Origin of the sequence: Robertmurraya phoenicis (genome assembly GCF_047302285.1) — a bacterium.
In the GTDB taxonomy this organism is placed as follows: domain Bacteria; phylum Bacillota; class Bacilli; order Bacillales; family Cytobacillaceae; genus Robertmurraya.
The window spans coordinates 2,065,900-2,089,555 of sequence record NZ_CP154845.1 but is presented as its reverse complement, the minus strand read 5'-3'; the positions used below and the strand labels follow the sequence as shown (position 1 = coordinate 2,089,555).

28 protein-coding genes are annotated in these 23,656 nt (G+C 37.3%); 7 read left to right on the top strand and 21 right to left on the bottom strand.

Going from position 1 to position 23,656, the window contains the following annotated elements; translation table 11 throughout:
- Nucleotides 1–126 precede the first annotated feature (126 nt).
- Entirely contained in the window at nucleotides 127–456 is a 330-nt protein-coding gene (locus AA0X71_RS10390) for a hypothetical protein (protein ID WP_413361815.1), read from the top strand.
- 78 nt (nucleotides 457–534) lie between these two features.
- The gene (locus tag AA0X71_RS10385; protein WP_413361813.1) at nucleotides 535–714 is read left to right on the top strand and encodes a small, acid-soluble spore protein, H family; all 180 of its coding nucleotides are present in this window, start codon (nucleotides 535–537) and stop codon (nucleotides 712–714) included.
- A 227-nt stretch (nucleotides 715–941) separates the two neighbouring features.
- Here AA0X71_RS10385 and AA0X71_RS10380 read toward each other — a convergent pair whose 3' ends face one another.
- Nucleotides 942–1,919, bottom strand: a complete 978-nt coding sequence (locus AA0X71_RS10380) for a CAP domain-containing protein (protein ID WP_413361811.1) — start codon at nucleotides 1,917–1,919, stop codon at nucleotides 942–944.
- A 458-nt stretch (nucleotides 1,920–2,377) separates the two neighbouring features.
- On the opposite strand from AA0X71_RS10380, the gene AA0X71_RS10375 reads away from it, so the two are divergent.
- The gene (locus AA0X71_RS10375) at nucleotides 2,378–3,097 is read left to right on the top strand and encodes a CAP domain-containing protein (protein ID WP_413361809.1); all 720 of its coding nucleotides are present in this window, start codon (nucleotides 2,378–2,380) and stop codon (nucleotides 3,095–3,097) included.
- A 428-nt stretch (nucleotides 3,098–3,525) separates the two neighbouring features.
- A complete protein-coding gene (locus tag AA0X71_RS10370) occupies nucleotides 3,526–3,933 on the top strand; it encodes an N-acetyltransferase family protein (RefSeq protein ID WP_413361807.1) in 408 nt (135 codons plus the stop codon).
- A gap of 125 nt (nucleotides 3,934–4,058) precedes the next feature.
- Here the strand turns inward: AA0X71_RS10370 and AA0X71_RS10365 are convergent, their stop codons facing one another.
- The 6 genes from AA0X71_RS10365 to hutP form a co-directional block, all read right to left on the bottom strand.
- Nucleotides 4,059–4,412 carry a hypothetical protein gene (locus tag AA0X71_RS10365; RefSeq protein ID WP_413361805.1) on the bottom strand — a complete coding sequence of 118 codons (354 nt, stop codon included), beginning with the start codon at nucleotides 4,410–4,412 and terminating at the stop codon, nucleotides 4,059–4,061.
- 101 nt (nucleotides 4,413–4,513) lie between these two features.
- Entirely contained in the window at nucleotides 4,514–5,482 is a 969-nt protein-coding gene (locus tag AA0X71_RS10360) for an agmatinase family protein (RefSeq protein ID WP_413361803.1), read from the bottom strand.
- Nucleotides 5,479–6,744: an imidazolonepropionase gene (gene hutI / locus AA0X71_RS10355; protein ID WP_413361801.1), complete on the bottom strand. Its 1,266-nt coding sequence runs from the start codon at nucleotides 6,742–6,744 to the stop codon at nucleotides 5,479–5,481. Before hutI ends, AA0X71_RS10360 begins: the two co-directional genes overlap by 4 nt.
- Nucleotides 6,744–8,414, bottom strand: coding sequence for a urocanate hydratase (gene hutU / locus AA0X71_RS10350; protein WP_413361799.1), 1,671 nt, complete (start codon nucleotides 8,412–8,414; stop codon nucleotides 6,744–6,746). Before hutU ends, hutI begins: the two co-directional genes overlap by 1 nt.
- 35 nt (nucleotides 8,415–8,449) lie before the next feature.
- Nucleotides 8,450–9,973 carry a histidine ammonia-lyase gene (gene hutH / locus AA0X71_RS10345; RefSeq protein WP_413361797.1) on the bottom strand — a complete coding sequence of 508 codons (1,524 nt, stop codon included), beginning with the start codon at nucleotides 9,971–9,973 and terminating at the stop codon, nucleotides 8,450–8,452.
- 138 nt (nucleotides 9,974–10,111) lie between these two features.
- Nucleotides 10,112–10,555, bottom strand: coding sequence for a hut operon transcriptional regulator HutP (gene hutP, locus AA0X71_RS10340; RefSeq protein WP_413361795.1), 444 nt, complete (start codon nucleotides 10,553–10,555; stop codon nucleotides 10,112–10,114).
- 246 nt (nucleotides 10,556–10,801) lie between these two features.
- Between hutP and AA0X71_RS10335 the strand changes: the two genes are divergently transcribed.
- Entirely contained in the window at nucleotides 10,802–11,431 is a 630-nt protein-coding gene (locus AA0X71_RS10335) for a LysE family transporter (RefSeq protein WP_413361793.1), read from the top strand.
- A 44-nt stretch (nucleotides 11,432–11,475) separates the two neighbouring features.
- On the opposite strand, the gene AA0X71_RS10330 is transcribed toward AA0X71_RS10335, so the two are convergent.
- From AA0X71_RS10330 to AA0X71_RS10275, 12 genes are all read right to left on the bottom strand, one after another.
- The gene (locus tag AA0X71_RS10330) at nucleotides 11,476–11,832 is read right to left on the bottom strand and encodes a hypothetical protein (protein ID WP_413361791.1); all 357 of its coding nucleotides are present in this window, start codon (nucleotides 11,830–11,832) and stop codon (nucleotides 11,476–11,478) included.
- A 100-nt stretch (nucleotides 11,833–11,932) separates the two neighbouring features.
- On the bottom strand, nucleotides 11,933–13,297 hold the full coding sequence (locus tag AA0X71_RS10325) for an amino acid permease (RefSeq protein ID WP_413361789.1): 1,365 nt from the start codon (nucleotides 13,295–13,297) through the stop codon (nucleotides 11,933–11,935).
- A 104-nt stretch (nucleotides 13,298–13,401) separates the two neighbouring features.
- Nucleotides 13,402–14,523, bottom strand: coding sequence for an MGDG synthase family glycosyltransferase (locus AA0X71_RS10320; RefSeq protein ID WP_413361787.1), 1,122 nt, complete (start codon nucleotides 14,521–14,523; stop codon nucleotides 13,402–13,404).
- Nucleotides 14,524–14,553: 30 nt separating this feature from the next.
- On the bottom strand, nucleotides 14,554–15,099 hold the full coding sequence (locus AA0X71_RS10315) for a YkoP family protein (RefSeq protein ID WP_413361785.1): 546 nt from the start codon (nucleotides 15,097–15,099) through the stop codon (nucleotides 14,554–14,556).
- Between the two features lie 195 nt (nucleotides 15,100–15,294).
- Nucleotides 15,295–15,798, bottom strand: coding sequence for a DoxX family protein (locus AA0X71_RS10310; protein WP_413361783.1), 504 nt, complete (start codon nucleotides 15,796–15,798; stop codon nucleotides 15,295–15,297).
- 140 nt (nucleotides 15,799–15,938) lie between these two features.
- Nucleotides 15,939–17,039, bottom strand: coding sequence for a glycoside hydrolase domain-containing protein (locus tag AA0X71_RS10305; protein WP_413361780.1), 1,101 nt, complete (start codon nucleotides 17,037–17,039; stop codon nucleotides 15,939–15,941).
- A 144-nt stretch (nucleotides 17,040–17,183) separates the two neighbouring features.
- Nucleotides 17,184–17,405 carry a hypothetical protein gene (locus AA0X71_RS10300; RefSeq protein ID WP_413361778.1) on the bottom strand — a complete coding sequence of 74 codons (222 nt, stop codon included), beginning with the start codon at nucleotides 17,403–17,405 and terminating at the stop codon, nucleotides 17,184–17,186.
- Between the two features lie 265 nt (nucleotides 17,406–17,670).
- On the bottom strand, nucleotides 17,671–18,069 hold the full coding sequence (locus AA0X71_RS10295; RefSeq protein ID WP_413361776.1) for a hypothetical protein: 399 nt from the start codon (nucleotides 18,067–18,069) through the stop codon (nucleotides 17,671–17,673).
- Nucleotides 18,070–18,135: 66 nt separating this feature from the next.
- Nucleotides 18,136–18,477: a hypothetical protein gene (locus AA0X71_RS10290; RefSeq protein WP_413361774.1), complete on the bottom strand. Its 342-nt coding sequence runs from the start codon at nucleotides 18,475–18,477 to the stop codon at nucleotides 18,136–18,138.
- Between the two features lie 525 nt (nucleotides 18,478–19,002).
- Nucleotides 19,003–19,851, bottom strand: coding sequence for a metallophosphoesterase (locus tag AA0X71_RS10285; RefSeq protein WP_413361772.1), 849 nt, complete (start codon nucleotides 19,849–19,851; stop codon nucleotides 19,003–19,005).
- 66 nt (nucleotides 19,852–19,917) lie between these two features.
- Entirely contained in the window at nucleotides 19,918–20,199 is a 282-nt protein-coding gene (locus tag AA0X71_RS10280) for a hypothetical protein (RefSeq protein ID WP_413361770.1), read from the bottom strand.
- Between the two features lie 156 nt (nucleotides 20,200–20,355).
- Nucleotides 20,356–20,556 (bottom strand): cold-shock protein, encoded by a 201-nt coding sequence (locus AA0X71_RS10275; RefSeq protein WP_413361768.1) that lies wholly within the window; start codon nucleotides 20,554–20,556, stop codon nucleotides 20,356–20,358.
- A gap of 312 nt (nucleotides 20,557–20,868) precedes the next feature.
- On the opposite strand from AA0X71_RS10275, the gene AA0X71_RS10270 reads away from it, so the two are divergent.
- Nucleotides 20,869–21,498: a LysE family transporter gene (locus tag AA0X71_RS10270; RefSeq protein WP_413361766.1), complete on the top strand. Its 630-nt coding sequence runs from the start codon at nucleotides 20,869–20,871 to the stop codon at nucleotides 21,496–21,498.
- A 121-nt stretch (nucleotides 21,499–21,619) separates the two neighbouring features.
- Nucleotides 21,620–21,925 carry a DUF6509 family protein gene (locus AA0X71_RS10265; protein ID WP_413361764.1) on the top strand — a complete coding sequence of 102 codons (306 nt, stop codon included), beginning with the start codon at nucleotides 21,620–21,622 and terminating at the stop codon, nucleotides 21,923–21,925.
- 15 nt (nucleotides 21,926–21,940) lie between these two features.
- Here the strand turns inward: AA0X71_RS10265 and AA0X71_RS10260 are convergent, their stop codons facing one another.
- Nucleotides 21,941–22,333 (bottom strand): cytosolic protein, encoded by a 393-nt coding sequence (locus tag AA0X71_RS10260; RefSeq protein ID WP_413361763.1) that lies wholly within the window; start codon nucleotides 22,331–22,333, stop codon nucleotides 21,941–21,943.
- Between the two features lie 35 nt (nucleotides 22,334–22,368).
- Nucleotides 22,369–23,586, bottom strand: coding sequence for a NupC/NupG family nucleoside CNT transporter (locus AA0X71_RS10255; RefSeq protein WP_413361761.1), 1,218 nt, complete (start codon nucleotides 23,584–23,586; stop codon nucleotides 22,369–22,371).
- Between the last annotated feature and the right edge of the window lie 70 nt (nucleotides 23,587–23,656).

The following is a 23,656-nucleotide window of genomic DNA, read 5'->3' as shown; positions in this document are numbered from 1 at the left end:
AATCATTTTCTTTCAAAATTAATCAAAAACATTCAATCGCACTCGAAAATTTAATGATGGATTGTATCCAACATCAAGAAGTGATAGCATGTATATGATTTATCAACTTCTAGGAGAGGTCCATACATGTCTAAAATAAAAATCTTTTATCGTGAATTTTTCATCATCCTTATTCTACTCATTCTATTTTATGGTCTGTTCGGAACCATAAACGATCGATTCATTCAGGTCATTTCAAATTCAAGCCCGCAAGAATTAATGGAAACGTCTTTATTTCATAAGTTTCTATTTAGTGTACAAGCTTTAGGAATGCTAGGGATTATTTACATCATTTATAAAAATGGACTACCGATAAAACGGGTAGGAAAAAAATTAACGAAAAAATCCTTTTCCACCTTTTTAACCATATCTCTAGTTTTCATCATCATTCCTTATGCTGTATTTCTGACGTCATAATTAATTCAGGTCTGTTTAGAGCATAAAAAACCCTATCTCCCCACAAACTAACGATAACTAAATTTGAGGAGGGATAAGATGGATACAAAACGAATTAAACAGATACTATCTTCTTCTGCAGATATTGAAGTGGAGTATAACGGTGCTTCTGTCTGGATTGATAAACTAAATGAAGATGGCCAAACTGCCACTGTTCATTTAAGAGGGCCATTAGAAGAGCGTACAACCGTTGAAATATCTGAGTTAAAGGAAGTATAAAAAAGAATTGGTTTACTTATCTAGAAATGGTATGATAAAATCGAATCAACATATTGATTTTTTCATCTCAGTCACCACTACATATAGGTTGGTTTCCTTCTCGAATACCGTCTCTTGTCTCCGTTCCATTCATTAAGGAACGGATTTTTTTGCTTAATTTAACTTACGTATTTAAATATGCATAAAAGGGAGCCTTATTGTTGACAATAAGACTCCCAAAATCATTATTATCTTCCAACAAACATTTGTGTCCAATGGTTACCGTTTTGTTCATAGCCTACACCAATATGGGTGAAATCGCCGTTCATAATATTCTTTCGGTGACCTTCACTATTCATCCAAGCTTGAACAACTTCTTGAGGCGTTCTTTGTCCTTGAGCAATGTTTTCACCAGCTGACTTATAAGTTACCCCAAAATCCCTCATCATATCGAATGGGGAACCATACGTAGGACTGGTGTGAGAGAAATAATTATTGGCTTGCATATCTTGAGACTTTTTCAAGGCAACACCACTTAATTGAGTATCAGCCTTTAATGCTGCCAAACCACCCTTTGACCGTTCTTGATTCGTCAAATCGATGACTTGTTGTGCAAATTCACTAATATTTCCTGTTTGTGCTTGAGTTTGCTCCTGTTTTTTTGGCTGTTCAGCAGGTTGTTGTTGCTGTTGTGCTGGCTGTTGCTGCGCCGGTTGTTGCTGCGTCGGCTGTTGTTGCGCTGGCTGCTTTTGAACTTGCTGTTGTGCTTGTTGCTTCGCTTGTTGACGTAATTGCGGTGTTAATTGGCCAAATCTTGCTTTTAATTGTTCCTCAAGTTGCTTTTGGATCGAAGCAATGTCAGTTCCATTGGCTGATGTGAACGAGTACTTTGCATCTTGAATCAACACTGCTCTTGTATGTGGATATTTGTCACTATTAATGTTCGTATTGGATGCTGAAATGTCAACATTGTCATTGCCACGATTGGTTCTATTTCTACCTTGAAATTGGTTGTCATTTACGACATTGTCGAAAAAGTTATTACCATCCTCCAAATTTCGTTCAAAAAAACCGCGATTATTGTTTACGTCATTACGAACTGGAATCGTCCCCGCTCTACCGTCATTGGATGGGTCATAGGCAACATGATCATTCCCTATTCCACATGCTGCAAGGCTGAAAAGTAAAGCAGAAGTCAGTACAACACTCGATGTTTTCCTTATCAATCAAAACTCCTCCTTTATAATGTACTAACTACTCCCTTAGTTTTAATTGATGAGAACTAAAATATAGCTGGTAAACATCGTTTTAATTGGAAAAGAGCATTTAATAAAAACGGTAAATGGATAGTATATTAGTAAATAAATGTAACTTACCCTTCTTGCCATTTTTCATTAAATTTAGTTACATCTTCGTTATAGATGTAATAAACACTCCTCGTTTTACAAGCTGTCAACCCCATATTCGATGTAATTCATGGAAATTAATCCATTTTTAACTAGTTATACTTACAAACATTTTTTTAATAAAAGCATAGATATTTACTGATTTAAATTTATTTAGAATACTCGACCATTTATTATATATTGTTTATTTGGAAAAATCTTCCTTAAATATGACAAAAAACGCATGCTACCATGTAGAGGCAAGCTAAACATAACAATTTTCTAGGAGGTTACACCAAATGAACAAGAAATTTATTGTACCAATCGTAGCAACAGCAGCGCTTCTCTTTACCTCAGGAACTACAATCAATGCAGATGCAGCCAATCTGGAACCAAAGCAAGTTAAGAACGTTAATTATTATCAATCTGGTGACATCGATAAAGCTCAATTAAATAATTTACTTACCAAGTATCTTCAAAAATTTGAGATTAACCTTGAGCATATTCAAAAGCAGCAAATAAAAAATAAACAAACGACATCAAAAACGGACAAGCTTGTAGCGTCAAATCCTGCACCTGTTGTGCAAAAACCGGTTGAAAAACCTGTGAATGAAAATCAGCAAGCTGTAGCTACTTCTCAGGTGAGTGCATTTGAACAAAAAGTTGTAGATTTAACAAATGATGAACGGGCAAAGCAAGGTCTTCCAGCTTTAAAGCTTGACACTAATTTGAGCAAGGTTGCACGGGCAAAATCTGAAGATATGAAAGCAAAAGGTTATTTTAGCCATACAAGCCCAACTTATGGGTCTCCATTTGATTTGATGAAACAATTCGGAATATCTTATCGTTCTGCAGGAGAAAATATTGCGATGGGACAACGTTCACCAGAAGAAGTTGTACAAGCATGGATGAATAGCGAAGGACATCGTGCCAATATTTTAAATTCTTCCTTTACCTATATCGGTGTTGGCTATGTAGAGAGTGGAAATTACTGGACACAAATGTTTACAAGTAAATAAAACAAAACAAAAAACCTACAAACAAAATTTAAAGGGTTCGGATTAGGAGTACAAAAACTAAATTAGAGTATCAATTTCAGGTTCAAATCGCATATGATTTGGACCTCTTATTATTGTCGATATAAAAAGCTTTTTTAAAATTGACCTAACAATTAGCACTGAAATTAGCATTCTTTTTAACAGGTTGACAACAGCTAATGTCATCCGTCTGAAATTTATACCAAATTAAGTATCAATTTTGTTTGCTAATTATGTTTCTAATTTCAAACTGATTAGCAACTTATGCCAAACGTCTTGAAAAGGGAAGTTTTTTATTTAAGAAATAGATTTTTGTGTTAGTATGAATATAGGAATTTTCTGGCAAAGGAGAACCGATATGAAAATAAGTCGAACAAGAGATTTTGAATTAGTCGCTAAATTGAACAAATATGTTCACGATTTACACGCAGATTTATCCTGAGTATTTCAAAGAATATAATTATGAGGAAATTGAGATTTTCTTCCAAAAAATTATTGATAAAGAGGACTTCGCTTTCCTACTGTTAGAAGAGGATGAGCAACCTTTAGGCTATGCTTGGATTGAATTTAAGAATTATCCCGCTAACGCCTTTAAAAACGCGTATAAATCGGTATATGTACATCAAATAAGCATCACAGAAAGCCAAAGAAAAAAAGGCTATGGTTCTAATCTGATGGACGAAATTACGGACATTGCAAAAGTAAACGGTATTAACAAGATAGAATTAGATTATTGGTTTAATAACGAAATAGCAAAGAACTTTTATAAGAAGAATGACTTTGTGAAATATCGAGAGTTTGTCTACAAAAACATTTAATTCTAACACTAATTCAATTGCTAAATGATAAATAAATGAGGTGCGAATAGCACCTCTTCTTTTAATGCTAATATAAATTTTGTACCTCAAAACCGAACCTGTTAGACAAAGTTCTGTAGGTCTAACTATGCAAGATTTTCATTATTACATTGACATTCTGTTAATGTATAGCTATGAACAGCATACCCTTTTTTTCGTAAGAAGCGAATACTTATATTCTTTTCAAGCGTATTGGCAGCGACAACATGTACTTGTTGCCCAGGAATTTCGTGAAAATATCTATTTAAGTAAGCTACTGGTATGTTAATCGTTGCTTGAGTAGGATCCTTGTAGGATTGATTATAATCTCTAACATCGACAATCGTCATGTTTTTCTCATCTATTTCTAACATTTGTATACAACGTGCCCCCCAAACAGGAAGATACCTAATAAAAATAAAGGCAAGAAATATACATATTATTAGTGTCAAAATTGCCATTTCTATCCCCACCTGTAAGCAAATGTTATGAGTAACCATATGTAATTTTAAACGCTTATGGGTCGTAGGTCAATTTTAGAAATAGATCGTTTAAAATATTTTCACTTCCGTAGTGCGATTCCAGTTAAGAACTGTAACCAAGCATATAGTCCGATTTTAACCGTTTCTGATACGTCGGAATCCTTCGTCGGATCTAGACAAACAAAATCAATATGCTTTACCTCTCCATGTCTCCCAATTTCTAAAAGAGCATCAAATAATTCTTGAGAACTCATACCGCCTGGTGTTGAAGCAGGGACCCCAGGAGCAACAGAGATGTCTAGGACATCCATATCAACCGTTACATAAATTCGATCCACTCGGACTATTAAATCTTCGAGCGACCTCTTTATCGTATGCACCACTCCTTGTTTTCTTGCCTTGTTTAATGGAATAACTTGAATTTTCCGCTCTTTAGCATAATCGACAAGGGACTTCGCATTAAAATATCCATGTAGTCCCACATTGACGATATGTTCTCCTTCAACGACTCCTCCATCAATTAGTTGCCGGATCGGTGTTCCATTGGCAGGGCCAAGCTCTGCCGGATCTCTTACATCAAGGTGGGTATCCAATTGAAGTATTCCTATTTTCTCATTTGGATATTTCTTCTTAATTCCGCGAATGGCGCAGGCGGTAACAGAATGGTCGCCGCCAATGAGACAAGTTGTGGAACGAGCGAATTTTTCAACTAAATAGGAAGTTGTAGCTTCGACTCGTTGGTGAGAGAGGAGAATATCAGTCGTGTGCATTTGAACATCCCCTGCATCTGCCACATTGAGTTTCGTTAAATCAACATCCTCTTCTATTTGAAAAGTCGCGAATTTTTTCCACATTCTGCGAAATTCTTCTGGGTATTGAGAGGCTCCGGAAACACTGATAGAAGAACGGGAAATAGGTGCCCCATACAGTACGATATCAGGTGCAGATGTTGATTGTTCAAGAGGAAGGACCCACTGATGAACAAATTCCACATCCCCACTGCCTTTATTCCAACGCCATTCAGGCGCTTGGAGCCAATGCTCACTCATCCTTGGTTCACCACCTGAACCCCTTTTTTCCAAACAGCTTTGACGTGATTAACGCCAAATAAATATTGTAATCCGCGATAATCCTTTACATCCCATACTGCGATATCTGCCTGCTTCCCTACTTCTAGAGACCCTATGAGATGTTGGCGCTTTATCGCACATGCTGCATTATAAGTTGCTGCAGTTAAGGCTTCTGCTGGTGTTAGCCGCATCGAAATACAGGCAAGGTTCATCACTAATGGCATTGAAGTAGTGGGAGATGAGCCAGGATTACAATCTGTAGAAATCGCAACAGCTACACCTGCATCGACCAATTTTCTTCCTTTTGCCGCTTCCTCTCTCAAGTAAAGGGCTGTTGCCGGTAAAAGACAAGCGATAACGCCCCCTTCCGCCATCCTTATAATCCCTTCCTCTGACACTTTTAATAAATGTTCAGCAGAAATCGCTCCAACCTTTGCAGCGAGCTCTGCCCCTCCATATGGTTCAATTTCATCTGCATGTATTTTCGGAATTAATCCGTACTTCTTCCCAGCTTCTAAAATTCTTTCAGACTGCTTAGGAGTATAGACCCCTTTCTCACAAAAAACATCATTAAATTCCGCTAACTTCTCACGTGCTACTAGCGGGAGCATTTCCTCTATTAGAAAAGTGACAAATTCATCTTCCTTGCCTTTATATTCAGGTGGAACTGCATGAGCCCCCATAAAAGTCGGAACAATATCAATAAGATGTTCTTTTTGAAGTTTTTTCATCACTCTTAATTGCTTTAGTTCTGTCTGTAGATCCATTCCATAGCCACTTTTACCTTCAATCGTTGTCACTCCATGCCGTAAAAAGGAATCTAGTCTCTTTTCAGTCTGCTCCATTAGTTCCTCTTCTGATGCTTCCCTAGTCATCCTTGCTGTCGCATGAATCCCGCCACCCGCATTCATGATCTCCATATAAGTTGCGCCTTCAAGTCGCATCTCAAATTCACGCTCTCTACTTCCTCCATATACGACATGAGTATGAGGATCGACTAATCCAGGTGTGACTAATAACCCTTTTGCATCATAGACTTCTGCCTCACTTAAACGTTTTTCGTATTGTTTTTCTATGTCTTTTGTCGTCCCAACTGCTTGTATGATTCCATTTTCAATCCAGAGGCTGCCATCCTCGATTAAACCAAGCTCAGACATCGCTTCTTTTGAACGTGGTCCTTCATGTTTTGTTGCAAGGGTAGCTAATTGTGATGCCTGTTTAATCCACAATGGTTTTGACATTACTGCCCACCATCCTTGTCAAGCATTGGCATGCGAATCCCTTTCTCTCGAGCCGTATTCTTTGCTAATTCATAGCCTGCATCTGCATGTCGGACCACACCCATTCCTGGGTCTGTTGTTAACACTCGTTCAATTCGTTCTTCTGCTTCCTTCGTACCGTCCGCTACAATCACGACTCCAGCATGCTGAGAATAGCCCATTCCGACTCCACCACCATGATGAACGGAAACCCAAGTCGCCCCGCCAACAGCATTGATGAGCGCATTTAAAATCGGCCAATCGGATACAGCATCAGACCCATCAAGCATAGACTCTGTCTCTCTATTCGGTGAGGCAACGGAGCCAGAATCTAAATGATCACGCCCGATCACGATAGGAGCCTTTAATTCACCACTCGCTACCATGTCATTGATGATTTTTCCAAAACGTGCCCTTTCTCCATATCCAAGCCAACATATCCGAGAAGGTAAACCTTGAAACTGAATTTTCTCCTGAGCCATACGAATCCAATTACATAAATGTTCGTTATCGGCAAATTCTCGGAGAATTGCTGCATCGGTTTTAAAAATATCCTCTGGATCTCCAGATAAAGCCGCCCAACGGAATGGACCTTTTCCCACGCAAAATTGTGGACGAATATAAGCTGGAACAAATCCAGGGAAGTCAAAAGCATTTTCTACCCCTTCATCTTTCGCTACTTGACGTATATTATTTCCGTAGTCAAAGGTAATAGCGCCCTTATCCATCATTTCCAGCATTGCTTTTACATGAGTCGCCATTGAAACTTTCGCAGCCTTCACAAAGATTTCAGGGTTTTCCGCTCTTAAGCACGCTGCTTCCTCTAGAGTCATTTGCGAAGGAATATAGCCATTTAATGGATCGTGAGCAGAAGTCTGATCAGTTAAAACGTCAGGAATAAATCCCGTTCTAATCATTTCTGGTAACATGTCAGCTGCATTCCCTAATAATCCAATGGAAAGTGCTTTCCCTTCTTTTTTCGCTATTTGTGCTAATTGCAAAGCTTCCTCTAAGGAATTCGTTTTTATATCAGTATATTTCGTTTCAATTCTCCGATCGATTCTCGTTTCATCCACTTCGATGGCAATGCACACTCCACCATTCATCGTCACAGCTAGAGGCTGAGCTCCTCCCATTCCACCTAATCCAGCTGTTACTGTAATCGTATGTCGGAGAGAGCCGTTGAAATGCTGTTTAGCCAACTCGGCAAATGTTTCGTATGTTCCTTGAACAATACCTTGAGAGCCAATATAAATCCAGCTTCCTGCTGTCATTTGTCCGTACATCATTAGGCCCCTTTTGTCTAATTCATGGAAGGTGTCCCAGTTCGCATATGCTGGAACAAGATTGGAATTGGCGATAAGGACTCTCGGTGCATTGGCATGTGTTTTAAAAATCGCGACAGGCTTACCTGATTGAATCATTAATGTTTCATCTGCTTCCAGTCTTTTAAGTGAATCAACAATAGCATCAAAGCATTCCCAATTTCGTGCCGCTTTTCCGATTCCACCATATACAACCAAATCCTCTGGTTTTTCTGCTACTTCTGAATCTAAATTATTCATCAGCATGCGAAGGACCGCTTCCTGCTGCCAGCCTTTTGTATTTAATTCTGTTCCTCGGTAGCGAATAACTTTATTTGTAGTTACCATTTTTTCTCCTCCTTAAATTCAAAATCTCTTCTATTTCAACAGAATTCGACTTCAAAATTCACTTTTTTTTTCGCAAACGAAACAGACGTTTTCAACCAATTTTCAGCAATTTCAATATCTTTGGAAAAGACTCTATCTTTTTCAATAAAAGGAAATCGCTTTCTCCCTTCCTCCAAAATTTCTTTTGTTATTGGACTCATCTTTTCTTTCCCTTTTATTTCAGCTGCCTGCATCGCACAGATTAATTCAATCGCTAAAACACGTCTTGTATTGGTAATAATTTGATAAGCGTGTCTTGAACCGATTGTCCCCATGCTTACATGATCCTCTTGATTAGCAGAAGAAGGAATCGAATCTACACTTGCTGGATGGGCCAATGTTTTATTTTCAGAAACGAGTGAAGCTGCACAATATTGCATGATCATCGCTCCTGATTGCAGTCCCGGTTCAGGACTTAAGAAAGGTGGCAAGTCATTCAATTGCGGATTCACTAACCGTTCAATCCGACGTTCAGAAATATTAGCCAATTCAGCAATCGCTATACCTAGAAAGTCCATCGCAAAAGCAATTGGTTGCCCATGAAAATTGCCACCAGAAATGACTTTTTTCCCACCATCAAAAATAAGCGGATTATCCGTAGCAGCATTCAGTTCAATTTCTAATTTCTCTTTAACATAATTCAAAACTTGCCAAGTTGCACCGTGAACTTGTGGAATGCACCTTAAGGAATAAGCATCCTGCACTCTTTTTTCCCCTTGCTTTGTAATAAGATTGCTTCCTTCTAGAAGCTCCCTCATTCTCTCAGCTACTAAAATTTGTTCAGGGTAGCCACGGGCGATATGAACATCCTTATCGAAAGCATCGATAATTCCATTCAAACCCTCCATCGTCATTGCCGCTATCGCTTCAGACTGATAGGCCAATTTTTCTGCCTCTAGGTATCCGATCACTCCCATCGCCGTCATCGCTTGAGTCCCATTAATGAGCGCAAGCCCTTCCTTTGCCGTTAAAGTAATAGGGAAAATCCCTTCTTCTGTCATTGCATCGAGTGCCTCTACTCTTTGTCCTTTGTAAAATACTTCCCCTTCGCCTAATAACGGAAGAACTAAATGCGAAAGAGGCGCTAAATCTCCGCTTGCCCCCAATGAACCTTGCTGAGGTATAACTGGAAGAATGTCCTTATTGACAAAATCAAGTAATCTCTCAATCACGATTTTTCTAACACCAGAGTACCCTTTTAAGAGGGCATTAGCTCTAAGGACAAGCATCGCTTGGGAAACCATTTCCGGAAAAGGATCGCCCACTCCCACTGCATGTGAATGAATGAGATTCAACTGGAGATCCTCAACATTTTCTTTCTCAATTAAGACATCGCTAAATTTGCCAAATCCTGTCGTGATCCCATATACAACACGGTTTTCTTGTACGATTTGTTCTACCGCTTTGCGGCTTTCTTCAACCCGTTCCCAACTTTCATCAGAAGCAGAAACTATTTTTCCATCAAAAAGAATTTCTTTCATTTCCTCTAGTGTCAATGTATTTCCTGTTAATACCACCATATGTCCACCTGCTTTCGTTGTATTCCTTTACCAAGATAAAGTGCCACATAAAAAGGGGGCTATACGCTCAAAATCATTTTTTTGATTTTGAGCGTATAGCCCCCTAGTATCTAATAGCTCTGGGCTTTCTTATTCAATTTAAATATGATTAATTCCAAGACCTAATGTCTCATGCTCTAAACCTCTAACGGGTGCTCCAATCGTTCCATAGATAGCAACAGCGATCCACTCACCTTCAGCTTCAGCTTCATATGGATTTCCACGGACCACCGCAAAGCGTAAACCGACTGTTCTCATCACAGAACCTAACTGCATTTGTCCTCGTGTAATCCCATGAAGTGCTTCCATGATCGCATGGTATAAAGCATGTGTTTCTCGGTATAGCTCCTGACTAATTACTCCTTGTTGTTTTGCTGCTACTTCAATTGCAGCAACAACTTTTTGCGACTCCATTGAACCCACTTTTCCTAAACAGCTTTTCCATCCTAATTGAGTTGTCAGTTTAGATAGATCGCTACGTTCATCTGCTAGTAAAAGTAAGGTGGCGTGGCGTCCGATTCGATGTTCTTTGTTCAAAGCCATTGGCAACCACTCACTAATCTTATTCTCTTCTCTAAATCCATTTCAAACCGCATTCCTTGCACGGTTTTTCAATCGACTCTAATATCTATTTTTAGAATATGGTAAATATTCTTATATGTCAATCCTAAAGAGTTTGTCATGTTTCTTATCAAAAGCACTATTTTTTCATCTTTTTCGAAACAAGTGCTCATAGTTATTTATTTCCTACATACAATGTACAAGCTATGTTGTTGTGGAGTGGTTATTTTGAGTATAAGTCTTTTATTTAGTTATATTTTGTTAGGGTTCACTTTGGCTGCACCAATTGGACCAGTTAACTCTGCTCGTTTAGATAAAGGCATTAAAAATGGTTTTTGGCATGCATGGATAGTCGGAGCTGGCTCGATGATTGCAGATGGAATTTTTATGTTAATTGTCTATTTAGGAATGGTGCAATTTCTTGAGATTCCCATCGTACAAATATTTCTATGGCTGTTTGGTGGATTGATTCTCGTTTATTCTGGAATTGAAGGAATAAACAGTGCTGGTTCCGTCTCACTAGACGCACGGCGTGGAAGAGATAGCTTAGGGAAATGCTTCCTAACTGGGTTCATTATGTCCATTACAAGCCCACTGTCTATTCTTTTTTGGCTCGGGATTTACGGATCAGTATTAGCAAAAACAGCACAAGTTAATGCGCCTGGATCCCTGCTTCTTTACAGTAGCATGATCTTTCTTGGGCTAACATTATGGGATTTACTCATAGCCGGTTTAACAACGGGGATGCGCAGATTTTTAAATACGTATAGTCTTAAAGCGATCTCGATTGTCTCTGGATTATCCCTAATAGGATTTGGCCTTTATTTTGTGTATGAGGGGATCAAAGAAATTTTATAAAAAATGGACTGGGTTCACATATCCTCCATCCCAGTCCCCTATTTTCATTTCTCCTTCTCTTTTTCTTTCCCATTTTCTTTTTCCTCTATAATGTCATTCATTGCTCGAAAAATTTGTGTATTCATACTTCCTTGGACAATATTTTCTAAAAAGAATTCTCCAATTAATTTAAGATATTCTTCATCATCAAACATTTTCTTATTTTGTAATTCCATTTCTGCCAGACCCTCATACTTCGCCAATAATGCGTATGTATAGTCCTGTCCAGTTATCGGTGTCAAGATTTCGACATGATGATTATATTTATCATTGCGATATTTTTTTATTTTCTTCGCACAAGTTATAGCCTCTTTGAATTTTTCCTGTTTAACCTCAAATGTCTGGTAAACAAATATAGACATTCACTTCACTCCCGCTCATTTTAGACAGCTGTAGTCATAATCATATATACATACAAATATAGTATTTTCCAAAACAAAGTCATTATCCTTAAAGAAAAAACTACTTTTCGTGTTTATTTTTTATATGCCTTATAAAAAGAACCACGAGTACAAGTGCAACAAATAGAATACTTACAAAAAAACCAGGGCGGCTGGAGCCATGGATGATCGTACCACTAACCGCAAGTAAGATTAATCCCATCCCCGTAAATCGCTTAACATGATCAAAACCAGTTACTTTAATAAGTCTTGGAAAGGAAATAAGAATAAAGAACCAATTATAAAGAAGCATTAATCCTGCTGCCGTTGTTATGTACTCGTAAACCTTGTCAGGCATCACAAATGACAGGATAATGGATGCGATGAGACCACAAATGGTTAATCCTAGTGCGTAAGGTGGGACCTTCAGCTTGCCTTTCTTTGAGAAAAATTTCGGTGCATCTCCGTCCTCTGATAATGTAACAAGCATACTTGTAACAGCGAATAAGGAGGCTGCCATTGTCGAAAACCCAGCAATGATAATTCCTCCATTAAAAACATGGGGGAAAAAATCTAAATTGTATTTCTCAAGCGCACTAACGAATGGACTTTCATCAGCATTAAATTTATCGATTGAAACAAGCCCAGTAGCTAAGACCATGGAAATAAGATAAATCGTGGTCAGCATGATAAGCATGATCGCTCCAGACTTCCTTGCATCCTCTTTATTTTTAAGTCTTGGAGCCATAATTCCCATAATTTCAATTCCGCCAAACGCATAAAACCCGTAAATAAGTGACGCCCATAACCCCATCATCCCTTTTGGTAAAAATTCCTCCATGGATCCCGGGATGGAGAAATCATTTTTACTTCCTCCAAACAACCCAAATAATACGGCTATCGCTAAAATAATAAACATAAAAATCGCCGCTATTTTTACAATTGCAAATATATTTTGAGCTCGCTCAAATCCCTTTGTTCCAATGACGACGACAATAACTCCGAGCACAGCATAACCGACAGCAAATACCCAAAGTGGTAGATTAGGAAACCAAAACCTTGAAAGAATCGAGAGAGCTGTTAGTTGGCTGCCTGTGATTAACATTTCGGAAAACCAATAAACCCATCCACTACTAAAACCAGCCCAACTTCCATACGCTTTCTTAGCATAAGAACGAAACGATCCCTTTTGTGGATCCTTTGCAGACATTTTCATTAAGGCATCCGAAACGATAAATGTTCCTAAAGCTGCAAGAATGAAAGCAATAAGGATAGATGATCCTGTCATCTTGATCCCAATTCCAGATCCAAGAAAATAACCTGTTCCGATTATACAGCCGACACCAACCAAAGAAAGTTGCCACCAGGCCATTTTTTTCTCATTCTTTTCCGAACCGGAACCGTCGTTATTATTTGTTTGGCTCCCTACACGTTCTGGTATTTCCATAAAGATGTCCCTCCCCATATCATCCCAAATTATTATTCACATTGAACTTTTTATTATGTAGGGGAATAGGAACCATTTCATTCGCTTTCAATACCTGCTAATGTTCAACTTGATAAAAAATCCATCATGATCTGCTCTGGTATCGCTCCATTAATCTCCTGATGATATTCCTCAACTTTTCGATGATAATTTTGTAGCATTGACTTTTTTCCTAACACAGAAGAAATTTGCTCAAAAACTCTTTCTTTTCTTAAATGAAAAACAAGTCCTTCTTTTTTCAAGTTCTCTAAATTAATCTGCTCTTGTCCTGGTAGAGCATGATAAATGAAAATAGGTTTCCTTTTAAACATACATTCACTAACCGTTACCCCTCCTGGTTTTGTTACAATCGCATCCACTTCGTCATACAAATCATTCATTCTTTCCATACTTTCTATAAAAGAATGAACCTGGATCTGTTGATTATTTAGTGAAATGAGCTTTTTATGTAACTCCTCATTCTTTCCACAAAGTACGATTAACTTCAGATTGTTCTTGTGATAATTTAAAAAATCATCAATCAAGCCATCGATGGATCCAACACCTAAATTTCCACCTGAAATTAGAACTGTAATCGCATCATCGGAAGAAGATAACAAAGGTTTTTCTTGTTCTTTAATATTGGTGTGTACTGGTATGCCCGTAACAAAAATGTGTTCCTCTCTCACTCCTTTTTTGATTAGAAATGACTTAATTTGAACATTTGGAACAAGGTGACAATCAATATTTAGAACTCCCCATAATCGGTGCACAAAAAAGTCAGTATACACGTTCATTATTGGTGCTTGTATTTCACCTCTTCCCTTCATTAAATTGAGAATATATGCTGGTAAAGAATGAGTACATACAATTAGGTCAGGATGTATCTCAGCAATAAGTTTTTTCATAAAAGGGTAAAAAAGAAGCTCATACATCCTATAACGTTTATCTTTAAGTGGATCTTTATAGACAGTTTTTCGGTAAATCTTATTATAAAATTGAGGAAAGAACGAGAACCATTTGATATAGGTCTTTGAAACGAGTTTTTCAACACCTCCATAGCTGAAGGCGAGGATATCCCTCTTTTCGCACTTTAACGTAGGATCTAGTTTCTGAAGACGGTATATTAATGCATTTGCCACTTGATGATGCCCCGAAGGGATTTGCAAAAAAGGTAAGAAAAGCACTGTCTTCTCCGAGTTTTCCATTGTACTCCCCTTTAAAATTAATTGACTTGATTACTGCCCATACAATTCAGTCAATCTAGCCGTAGACATAAATAAATAATTGGGTTTTTGACCCATCATTTGACTCCATTTTGATCGGTCATGTGATAGGATGCCAATTGGAAGAAAACTAAACGTTTTATACCACAAATAAATCGGATTGATGATTTCTATCATTTCAAACCCAAGTCGCTCACAACCCTTACTTAAAAGTGTAATCCCGACAATTCCTTTCACATTGTAAGATTGAAAATGGTTATGAATGTATAATTCCAAGCCTGGAAGGGAGTTTTGAACATAGCGATAAATCAATTTTGCCTTTTTCAACTCGCTCTTTATCTCTCGTACTTCCATTAAAAGTCGAACATTATGCAGATGAATTTTTACCAACATATCATTTTTATTGATTTCCGTTCCGTCTGACAGGATGATATTTCTCCCTTTATATTTCGTTAGTCGGATTCTGAAAATATTGTCTTCTGTTACATATTTCAGCCGAGTACAAGAAAAATAATAAGGATCAAGTTTATGCCAAACTGATAGGATATAGGCTCTCACTCATTGTCGCTCCTTTTGGACTAATACAAAGATGAAGTAAGTTTCTCTTAAATAGTTTCTAATTTAGAAATCATTTCTATCCTTGTTGATACAATTTTTTTCATGAAAATATCGAAGGGGCTACCAAAAAGAAAAGAGCCCACTCTGAGCTCCTTTCAAAGAAAATTTAACTATTCAATTTGACTAGCTTGTCCTTTAGATTTGCCCAATTGGACCTTCAGTTCTACTGAACCTCTGTCTAAAAAACGGAAAGATGTATCGATCTAATCCGAAACGACCTGCATTATATCCGGCCACTAATACAAAGATCGTCCATAATAACATTTGCGGATTGACACTTACTGTTCCACTAAATAAGAAAGCGAAGTTCATAATCGCTCCCATTAACGCAGCAAAGGTTGTAAAAATACCTAGGATTAATGCAACACCAACCAAAACTTCTCCCCACATGACTAAATAAGTAAAAAGGTTAGCATTCGGGATTGCCACAGCTTCTAAAAAAGAACTCCACCATGGTTGAACGGTCGGATTATCACCTGTGGCTTTTGCTACTGCACCATGTAAGAAACCACTTGCGTCAAATTCACCACCCGTTATTTTCCCCCAACCACTTGTAAGCCATTTATAGCCTAAATATAATCTTAAAATCAATAAGAGAGCTGCAGCAATATTACTTTCTCTTAGAAATCGTACAAACATTTTCTTACCTCCTTTATTTCTATACTTTGTGTTTCTAATTTTAAGTATTCATGAAAGTTTTTACTAAAGCGTCTAAAGAAGACAATAAGAGGATTTCTCCTGAACATAAAAAAAAGATGGATTCACACAGCATCCATCTTTTACCAAAGTACTTCTGTCATATTTGCTGGAAAGAGATTTGTATCGATATTACAGCTTTGCGCATCGATTCCGTATTGCCAACCAGCAACATTCGAATTTTCAGGAGCCTCTGGTGCAAATTCTGGGGCATTAGACTCTGAAGTAACACCTACGCTTGGGGCTGCTGTCCAAATATACGTTTTTTCAAGAATCGTGCTATCATTTTGAGCCGCCTCATCAAAGGCTAGCGTTAAATCTGCCTCAGCATCAAAGACACCGTAAATCCCTGATTCATAGTTAGAATTGAACATGACCTCAGACCATCCTCGAATGAAATCCGAATCTATAGGATAATCTGGTTCGACATCGGCAAAAATCGCTACTCCATCAGGTATGCCTAGCTCCTCTGCTTTGGCAATGGCTTGTTCGGCCTCATCTCTTCCATTTTCATACCCAGTTGCATCCACAAAATGATTCCAAATAGGAAGAACTTTTATATCATTGGTGTGAAGAAGCTCTACCTCATCAGTGGTTATTCCTTCGGAAACGCCTTCTTTTTCACCTACATACCTACCCCAAATGACAGGTTCTCCAAAGTTTTCTCTTACACAAGCTAACATGTCTGAAGTCGTATGACTTGCAGAATCGACACCCCAAACGATTTCATCATTTGAGGTATCATTACTAGCACTCGCGTCACCGTTTTCATTACTATTCGAATTCTCATCTTGATTATTTTCGCCACTGTCAGTGCTTCCATTCGTTGAACTTGGCATATTTCCTTCTACATTATTGCTGATATCATTGTTTATTTTAACATTTACGTTAACTTCTATATTATTACTGACATTATTATCTACATTGTTGTTTTCACCGTTTTTTACATGATTGTTTATTGCATTATTTACTTCTGCATTTTCCCCATTTATATTATTTTCAACATTGTTCGTAACCGCACTGTCTCCATTCCCATTTGGCTCACTTTCTTCCGTGCCATCAGCAGACACTTTTCCTGTCACGGGCTCAGCTGGGCTTGGGTTCATTAGCGAGAAGGAAAAAACGGAGATGACGACGATAAAAAATGCTGTCACTACGAGAGGTATCAGTTTCTCTTTTAGCATATCATTCCCTCCTTGTCTTTTCGTGACATCTTATGCGACAAGGAATGCTAGCGTATGGGCATGTGAAAAATTGCCAATTCCCGCAAAAAAAGTGCTAAAATGTTTAACATTTTAGCACTTTACTTAGTATTTATATTCTAATAACTAGTTCAATGAACTTTCACGTGCGGCCTCACGTTCTTCATGCCACATTTTAATATGGGTAAAGATAGAAAATAGTAAGAAGAAATTCATTGCCCAGACACTTATAAATGGTGTAAATCCACCGAATTCAATCGTTTGATAACCTTTCAAAAGTAAGACAATATATGACTCGATAAATACAAGTAAAAATCCCCCAACACCAGCAGCAACCATTCTAATCATGATTCGATTCCTCCCCCTATATATTTTCAAAAACCGCATTCACATTGTTGTAAAAAATTTATTACAATCATGTGAATTAATGTTCAAAAGTTACATTTCATTAATTTTATATGGTATTATGTAGAGTTCTTATTTTGAATTATATATTCAATACTAAATAATTACAATCAAAAGCGAAGGGTATTCTGCAAATAGGTCTTTATACCTACATAAAAAAGGACATCAACGAATCGTTGATGTCCTTTTTTGTAGGTTTATTACTTTATTAACGCGAACCGCCTCTCATTGTACCTCCAGTGGGTCCGTTTACATTACCTCTTCCGTTTGTTCCAGGATCAATTCCATTAGCACCACGATTATTATCCATTAAATCTGTGTTTATGTTGTCGTTCGTGTCGAATATACCGTTGTTATTTGTACGGTTATTTACATCATTGAAAATCCCACGGTTATTGTTATTGGAGCGGTTACGTACTGGTTCAATGCCGTTGTTTCCCCGATCACGATCAAATACACCTGTATCATTTTGACGATCATATCTTACAGGACTGTAGTTTACACCATCATCATCATTCAACCTGTTGTCATTGGCACCACATGCCCCAAGTATACCTAAAGATAGAGTAGCAGTGATCGTCGTTATAAGAAGCTTTTTTTTCATCATATTGACTCCTCCTGTATATAAAATTGATCCATTTAGACACTCAACACAGACAAGCTAGTACAAAAATTAAGGATTATGGCCCTGATTTTGATTAGCCGTCTCGTCAATGGATTTAGGTGTTGATGACGTTTTGTTTTTCTTAATAAACTCTTCCGCAAACTCTGCCGTCAACATTTGATTAAGTGGAGGAAATGACATATCTCTCTTTCCTTGATTAACAGTTTCTGCTCTTTTCCCATTCATTTCAGTGTTGTTTCGACGAAACATGACTGTAATAAATGCAGCGATTCCGCTGAGAGCTAAAAACATCCAACCACCTTTATTTCGGCTTTTTTGTTTTCCAAATGACCGAAACATGTTTCTCCCACCCATTCTTGAAAAAAGTTTGTTAAATTGCTTTGTGTTCATAAATCTTCCTCCTTAAAATGGGTAAAGAAGAATCTCCTGAGAGAAAATCGTTTCTCTCTGTTATAGAATGATTGAACGAGCCTTTTTTTATGTAAATCGTACGCTATCTCTTTTTACCATAAATAACAGTTAAAGTTAGGTGTACACTATGTATAAGAGGATTTTTCCAATAAGAAAAAAGCTCCTACAAAATGTAGGAAGCTTCGGTTTGTCTAATTCGATCCAAACATCTCTCACCCTTAAGCGGAATTTTTCCTGTTAATATCCTCAATGGAGTCCCTTTTAGGGGAAATAACGGAAGATTTTCCGCTTATGGAGGGCAAAATCGTTTATTTTGGCATTTTTTGAGGGAATAGCAGGAATTTTTCCTGTTATTTCGGCTCTTTTTCATGATGCTTGCTCATTAAGCGGAATTTTTCCTGTTATTTTTTCATACCGATACTCCTACTGTTTATACGAACACTTATCCACTAGTCGAGGGAATTTATAAATTCCAAGACAAACCGTCAAGCAATGCTGACGGTTTTAGATGGCGGTACGATTTTGAACAGCAGAACTATCTGTTAAGCTGCATTCATGGAGCGTAATTTCAGGCCGGCTTCCTACTCGGATATTTACCCCAGTTTGTCCCAACCCTTCACTAATATAAAATGGCTTATTATCAACCATTTGCAAGCCTTTAATCATATTCATTCGGACAAGTTTTCCCATTTTAATAAGATGATATGCTTTAGGATAGCATATTTGACCTCCATGGAAATGACCTGCTAATAAATAGTCAAAATGGTAATGCTTCATTTGCAGTACAACATTAGGGTCATGGGTTAATACGAGATGATATCCAGACTTTATCCCTTTAAAAGAAGCGTCTAAATCACTCCTTTTTGTGCTAAAATCATCAATGCCAATGATATTAACTCTTCTACCATTAAATAAAATTTCAACATTCTCATTTCGCAACACCTGACAATTATACTGTTTAAGTGTATCCACGAGATTTTCAAGATTTTTCCCCTTCAAAACGTAATCATGATTTCCAAGGACTGCATAAATCCCATATTTAGGTTGTAATTGATTAAATACTTCCAAATAAGGAATAAGCTTTGGTATCGTCCATTTTCTATCTAAAAAGTCACCTGTAAGAGCAATAATGTCGAATGATTCCTCTTTAACCTTTTGATATAGTTCCTTAGGTGTAATTGATATATTTTCTAAATGTAGATCAGATAAATGGAGAATTCGTAATACTGGATGATTACCATTATTTTTCTCTACGACGATTTTATTTATTTTTATATCTTTTGTATTTCGATAGGCTTTATAGATGTTGAAACTAATTAAGGCTAGCAACGCTAACAAAACGATAAGCTTCATTACATCTCCCCTTCCTCCAAAAATTATACAGGAAACTGGAGAGAAATCTGCTAGTAATTCATGGAATTATCGACGCAGCTTTTTGTATTCATCCATAAAACCTCTCGGCTCCTTTGGTACAGAATACGGAAACACTCCTTGATTGGTATGCAAATATAGTACCCCCTCTGTTGAGGAAAATAGCCTAAAAGACATGTCATGAACATTCTTTATTAGAAACACATGTTCACGAGTGACGATGCGATCCTCATATAAGTGAAGATGCTCTCGGTATTCTTTTGTAATCTGTTCAAAATCTTTAATAGTTCTCTCAACCTTCACATAAGGCTGAGAAATGATTCTTCTCACTTTTCTTCCCACTCCCCTTCATATTTTAACAAAATCCTTTTTATCAACTATATCGTCTTTGAATGATCATTGTCCAAAAATGAGTAGTAAAAGAGTAGAAAAAAAAGAAAAACACTATTCTTTTACAAATAGTGCTCACATTTCACTTCTATTGAATTAAGAATGTTTCCCTGGATTATTGATGACTTCAATAACACGAGTCGTTTGTTCCATTTCACTTTTACAAATGGGGCAAGTCGGCACAGCGCTACTCTTAAAGTTATCACGTACCCAACAGTTACAGTCATCAGCTTTACAAACCCAAATTTTCGTTTCCTCAGTAACTATTTCCTCTTGATTTCTTCGTCCAAAGCTCATTCATCTCACTCCTAAATTTAGGGTAGATCCCTTCTAAAGAAAGCAAAGGGAAAAGTTATCCCAAAAATAAAAAAAACTATTATAAAAAGTTTTAAAAACGATATAACTTTTTATAATATATGAATTACAAACAAAATGCAATAATTAATGATATCATACCATATTTTTTTAATCCTGTATAGTAATAACTCTGTAAAGAGACTGTAAAATAGTTTTTCCTTCCGAATTGATTTAAGTGTGGTACAAGCTTTACCTCCTGAATAAAATGGGTAGAAGTGTCTTTCTCTAACATGTTATAGGAGGCAACAACCAATGATGATATTTATGAGCTATATCTTTCTCGGGTTATCACTAGCTGCTCCCATCGGACCTGTCAATGCAGCACAAATGGAAAAAGGCATTAAACATGGTTTTCTTCATGCATGGATTTTGGGTATTGGCTCTGTTTTAGCTGATATTTTCTATATGTCAGCTGTTTTTTTAGGGGTAGGTCACTTTATTCAAATCCCCATAGTGAAGGCTTTTCTATGGTTATTTGGCTTTTTCGTTCTCATCTATTCAGGAATTGAAGGCTTATCAAATGCTGGAAAAGTCCATATTTCTCAGCAGAGAGAAAATGAGTCTTTGTGGAAATCCTTTTTCACAGGCTTTCTTATGTCTATTTCAAACCCATTAACCATTCTTTTTTGGTTAGGTATATACGGGTCCGTGCTTGCAAAAACTGCAACAATATATGGAGCAGAAGACTTATTGATATATAGCAGTGCCATCATATTAGGGTTAGTTATTTGGGATATCACAATGGCTTTTGTAGCGAGTAGCGCAAAAAAACTATTATCAATAAAAGTTCTGAGAATAATTGCTATTTTTTCCTCCCTCTCCCTTATCGGATTCGGTCTTTATTTTGGGTATGAAGCGATGAAGATTTTTTTCAATAAGTGATTAAACAAGTACCTTTTGGAGGATAATTAAGTCTTTTCTGTTTTACTCCTTTAAAGAGTAGGGTAAAATATGATAGGCATGATACCTAAACTGCACGCTAATATGAGAGGATTGAACCACGATGGAAATAAAGTCTCACACAATCGAGCAAATTGAAGATCCGTTTGGTATTTTATCAGGGAACCGTTATGAATTGTTTCTACATATAGAAGTACCGGAAGACGATGAACTTTTCACGGAGAAAGGCCTAAAAATCAAAGCCTTATTAATAGAGGATGATAAGGGCTATCACCTCTCCCATTATCATATCATTGAGAACACAACTGAACAAATTCTTGATTTTGAACTTGAAGAGGACGAAGAGAAACTCGTAGAATTTTATTGTATTGAACAAGCAAAAGCATTTCAAACCGAAGAAGAAGAGTAGGAAGCATACCGCTTCCTATTCTTCTATTTTTTTCCCTTCTTCAATGATATGATACATAAGATGGGCAAGATGATGAATCGGTCCATATTCCTCTTCTTCCACTTGTTCATCACGAAACTCTAGGTCATTTAAATGCAATGCTGTAAATTGATAAAAGTCCTTCAATTCAAATCCGTAGCAACCACTTGGCTCCTCTTGCTCATCCTCATAATGGAGAACTAAGTAAGATTCCTTGCCTTCTTCATCTTCGGCATCAAAAAAAACAAAAAAACCAATATTCGTATCCAACTCAAATAAATGTCGTGTTCCACCCTCGGTTACTTTTGAAAAATCTTCTTCAGATAACTTTTGTACTGTCATCGTGTCAACTTGATCTTCCTTATGGAAATGAACTGTAAATGTTTTCATCTAAACGCTCCTCTACTTTACTTTCTCTAGTGATACTATATAAACATACCTGCAATCGCTGCACTTAGCAAGGACGCAAGTGCTCCCGCAATCACTGACCTCACTCCTAGTCTTGCGATATCCGCTCGTCGATTCGGCGCTAAATTCCCTAAACCACCCAGTAAAATAGCTAAAGAAGATATATTAGCGAAACCGCAAAGGGCAAATGATACAACCGCTACCGTCTTCTCAGATAGATTAGGAATTTCCGGAGCAAAAGAAGAATAGGCTACAAACTCATTTATGACAAGCTTTTGACCAATAAAATTCCCTGCTAAAACCGCCTCTTCCCACGGAACCCCGATAATAAAAGCTAGAGGTGCAAAAACATAACCTAAAACAAGCTGTAACGATAACCCTTGGAAACCAAATAAGGAACCAATCCCTCCTAAAATTCCGTTAATTAACGCTACAAGGGCAATAAACGCAAGAAGCATGGCTCCAATATTTAATGCTAACTGTAATCCAACACTCGCTCCGCGCGCAGCTGCATCAATGACATTCGTTGATTCCTTATCCATCTCCATCTTAAATTCATTTGGCTCTGGTTCTTCATCTGTTTCTGGCAAAAATAATTTTGCCATCACAAGACCTGCTGGAGCAGCCATAAAACTAGCTGCTAATAGAAACTCAAGTGGAACACCAAGCAAGGAATACCCAATTAAAACGGAACCAGCTACAGAAGCAAGGCCTCCAGTCATGACTGCAAACAGTTCGGATTCAGTCATCTTTGAAATGTACGGACGAATCACTAACGGAGCTTCCGTTTGTCCAACAAAAATATTGGCGGCAGCTGACATTGATTCAGCTTTTCTCGTTCCAAGTAATTTCGCAAGTGCTCCTCCAATAATGCGTATAAAAAACTGCATCACCTTTATGTAATAGAGAACGGAAATAAGTGAAGAAAAAAAGATAACAATGGGTAGCACATTGAAGGCAAAAATATGTACGATATTTGACTCCTCAGTGTAAATTCCCCCAAATAAAAAACTGATCCCTTCATTTGAATAATTAATAATTTGACTCACACCATTTGATAAAATCGTTAACCCTTTCTGTCCCCAAGTCGTTTTAAGAACAAGAAAGGCAAAGATAAGTTGTATCGTTAATCCACCTAATATAGTACGGAAGTTAATTCTATTCTTATGAGTAGAAAACAAATAACCGATAGCTAATACAACGAGAATACCAACGATCCCCCATATATATCGCAAAACCTTCACCCCTATTTTTTTAATCCCCGATGACAGATTGAATAGGCTGATTTATACTTTTGTTAGTATG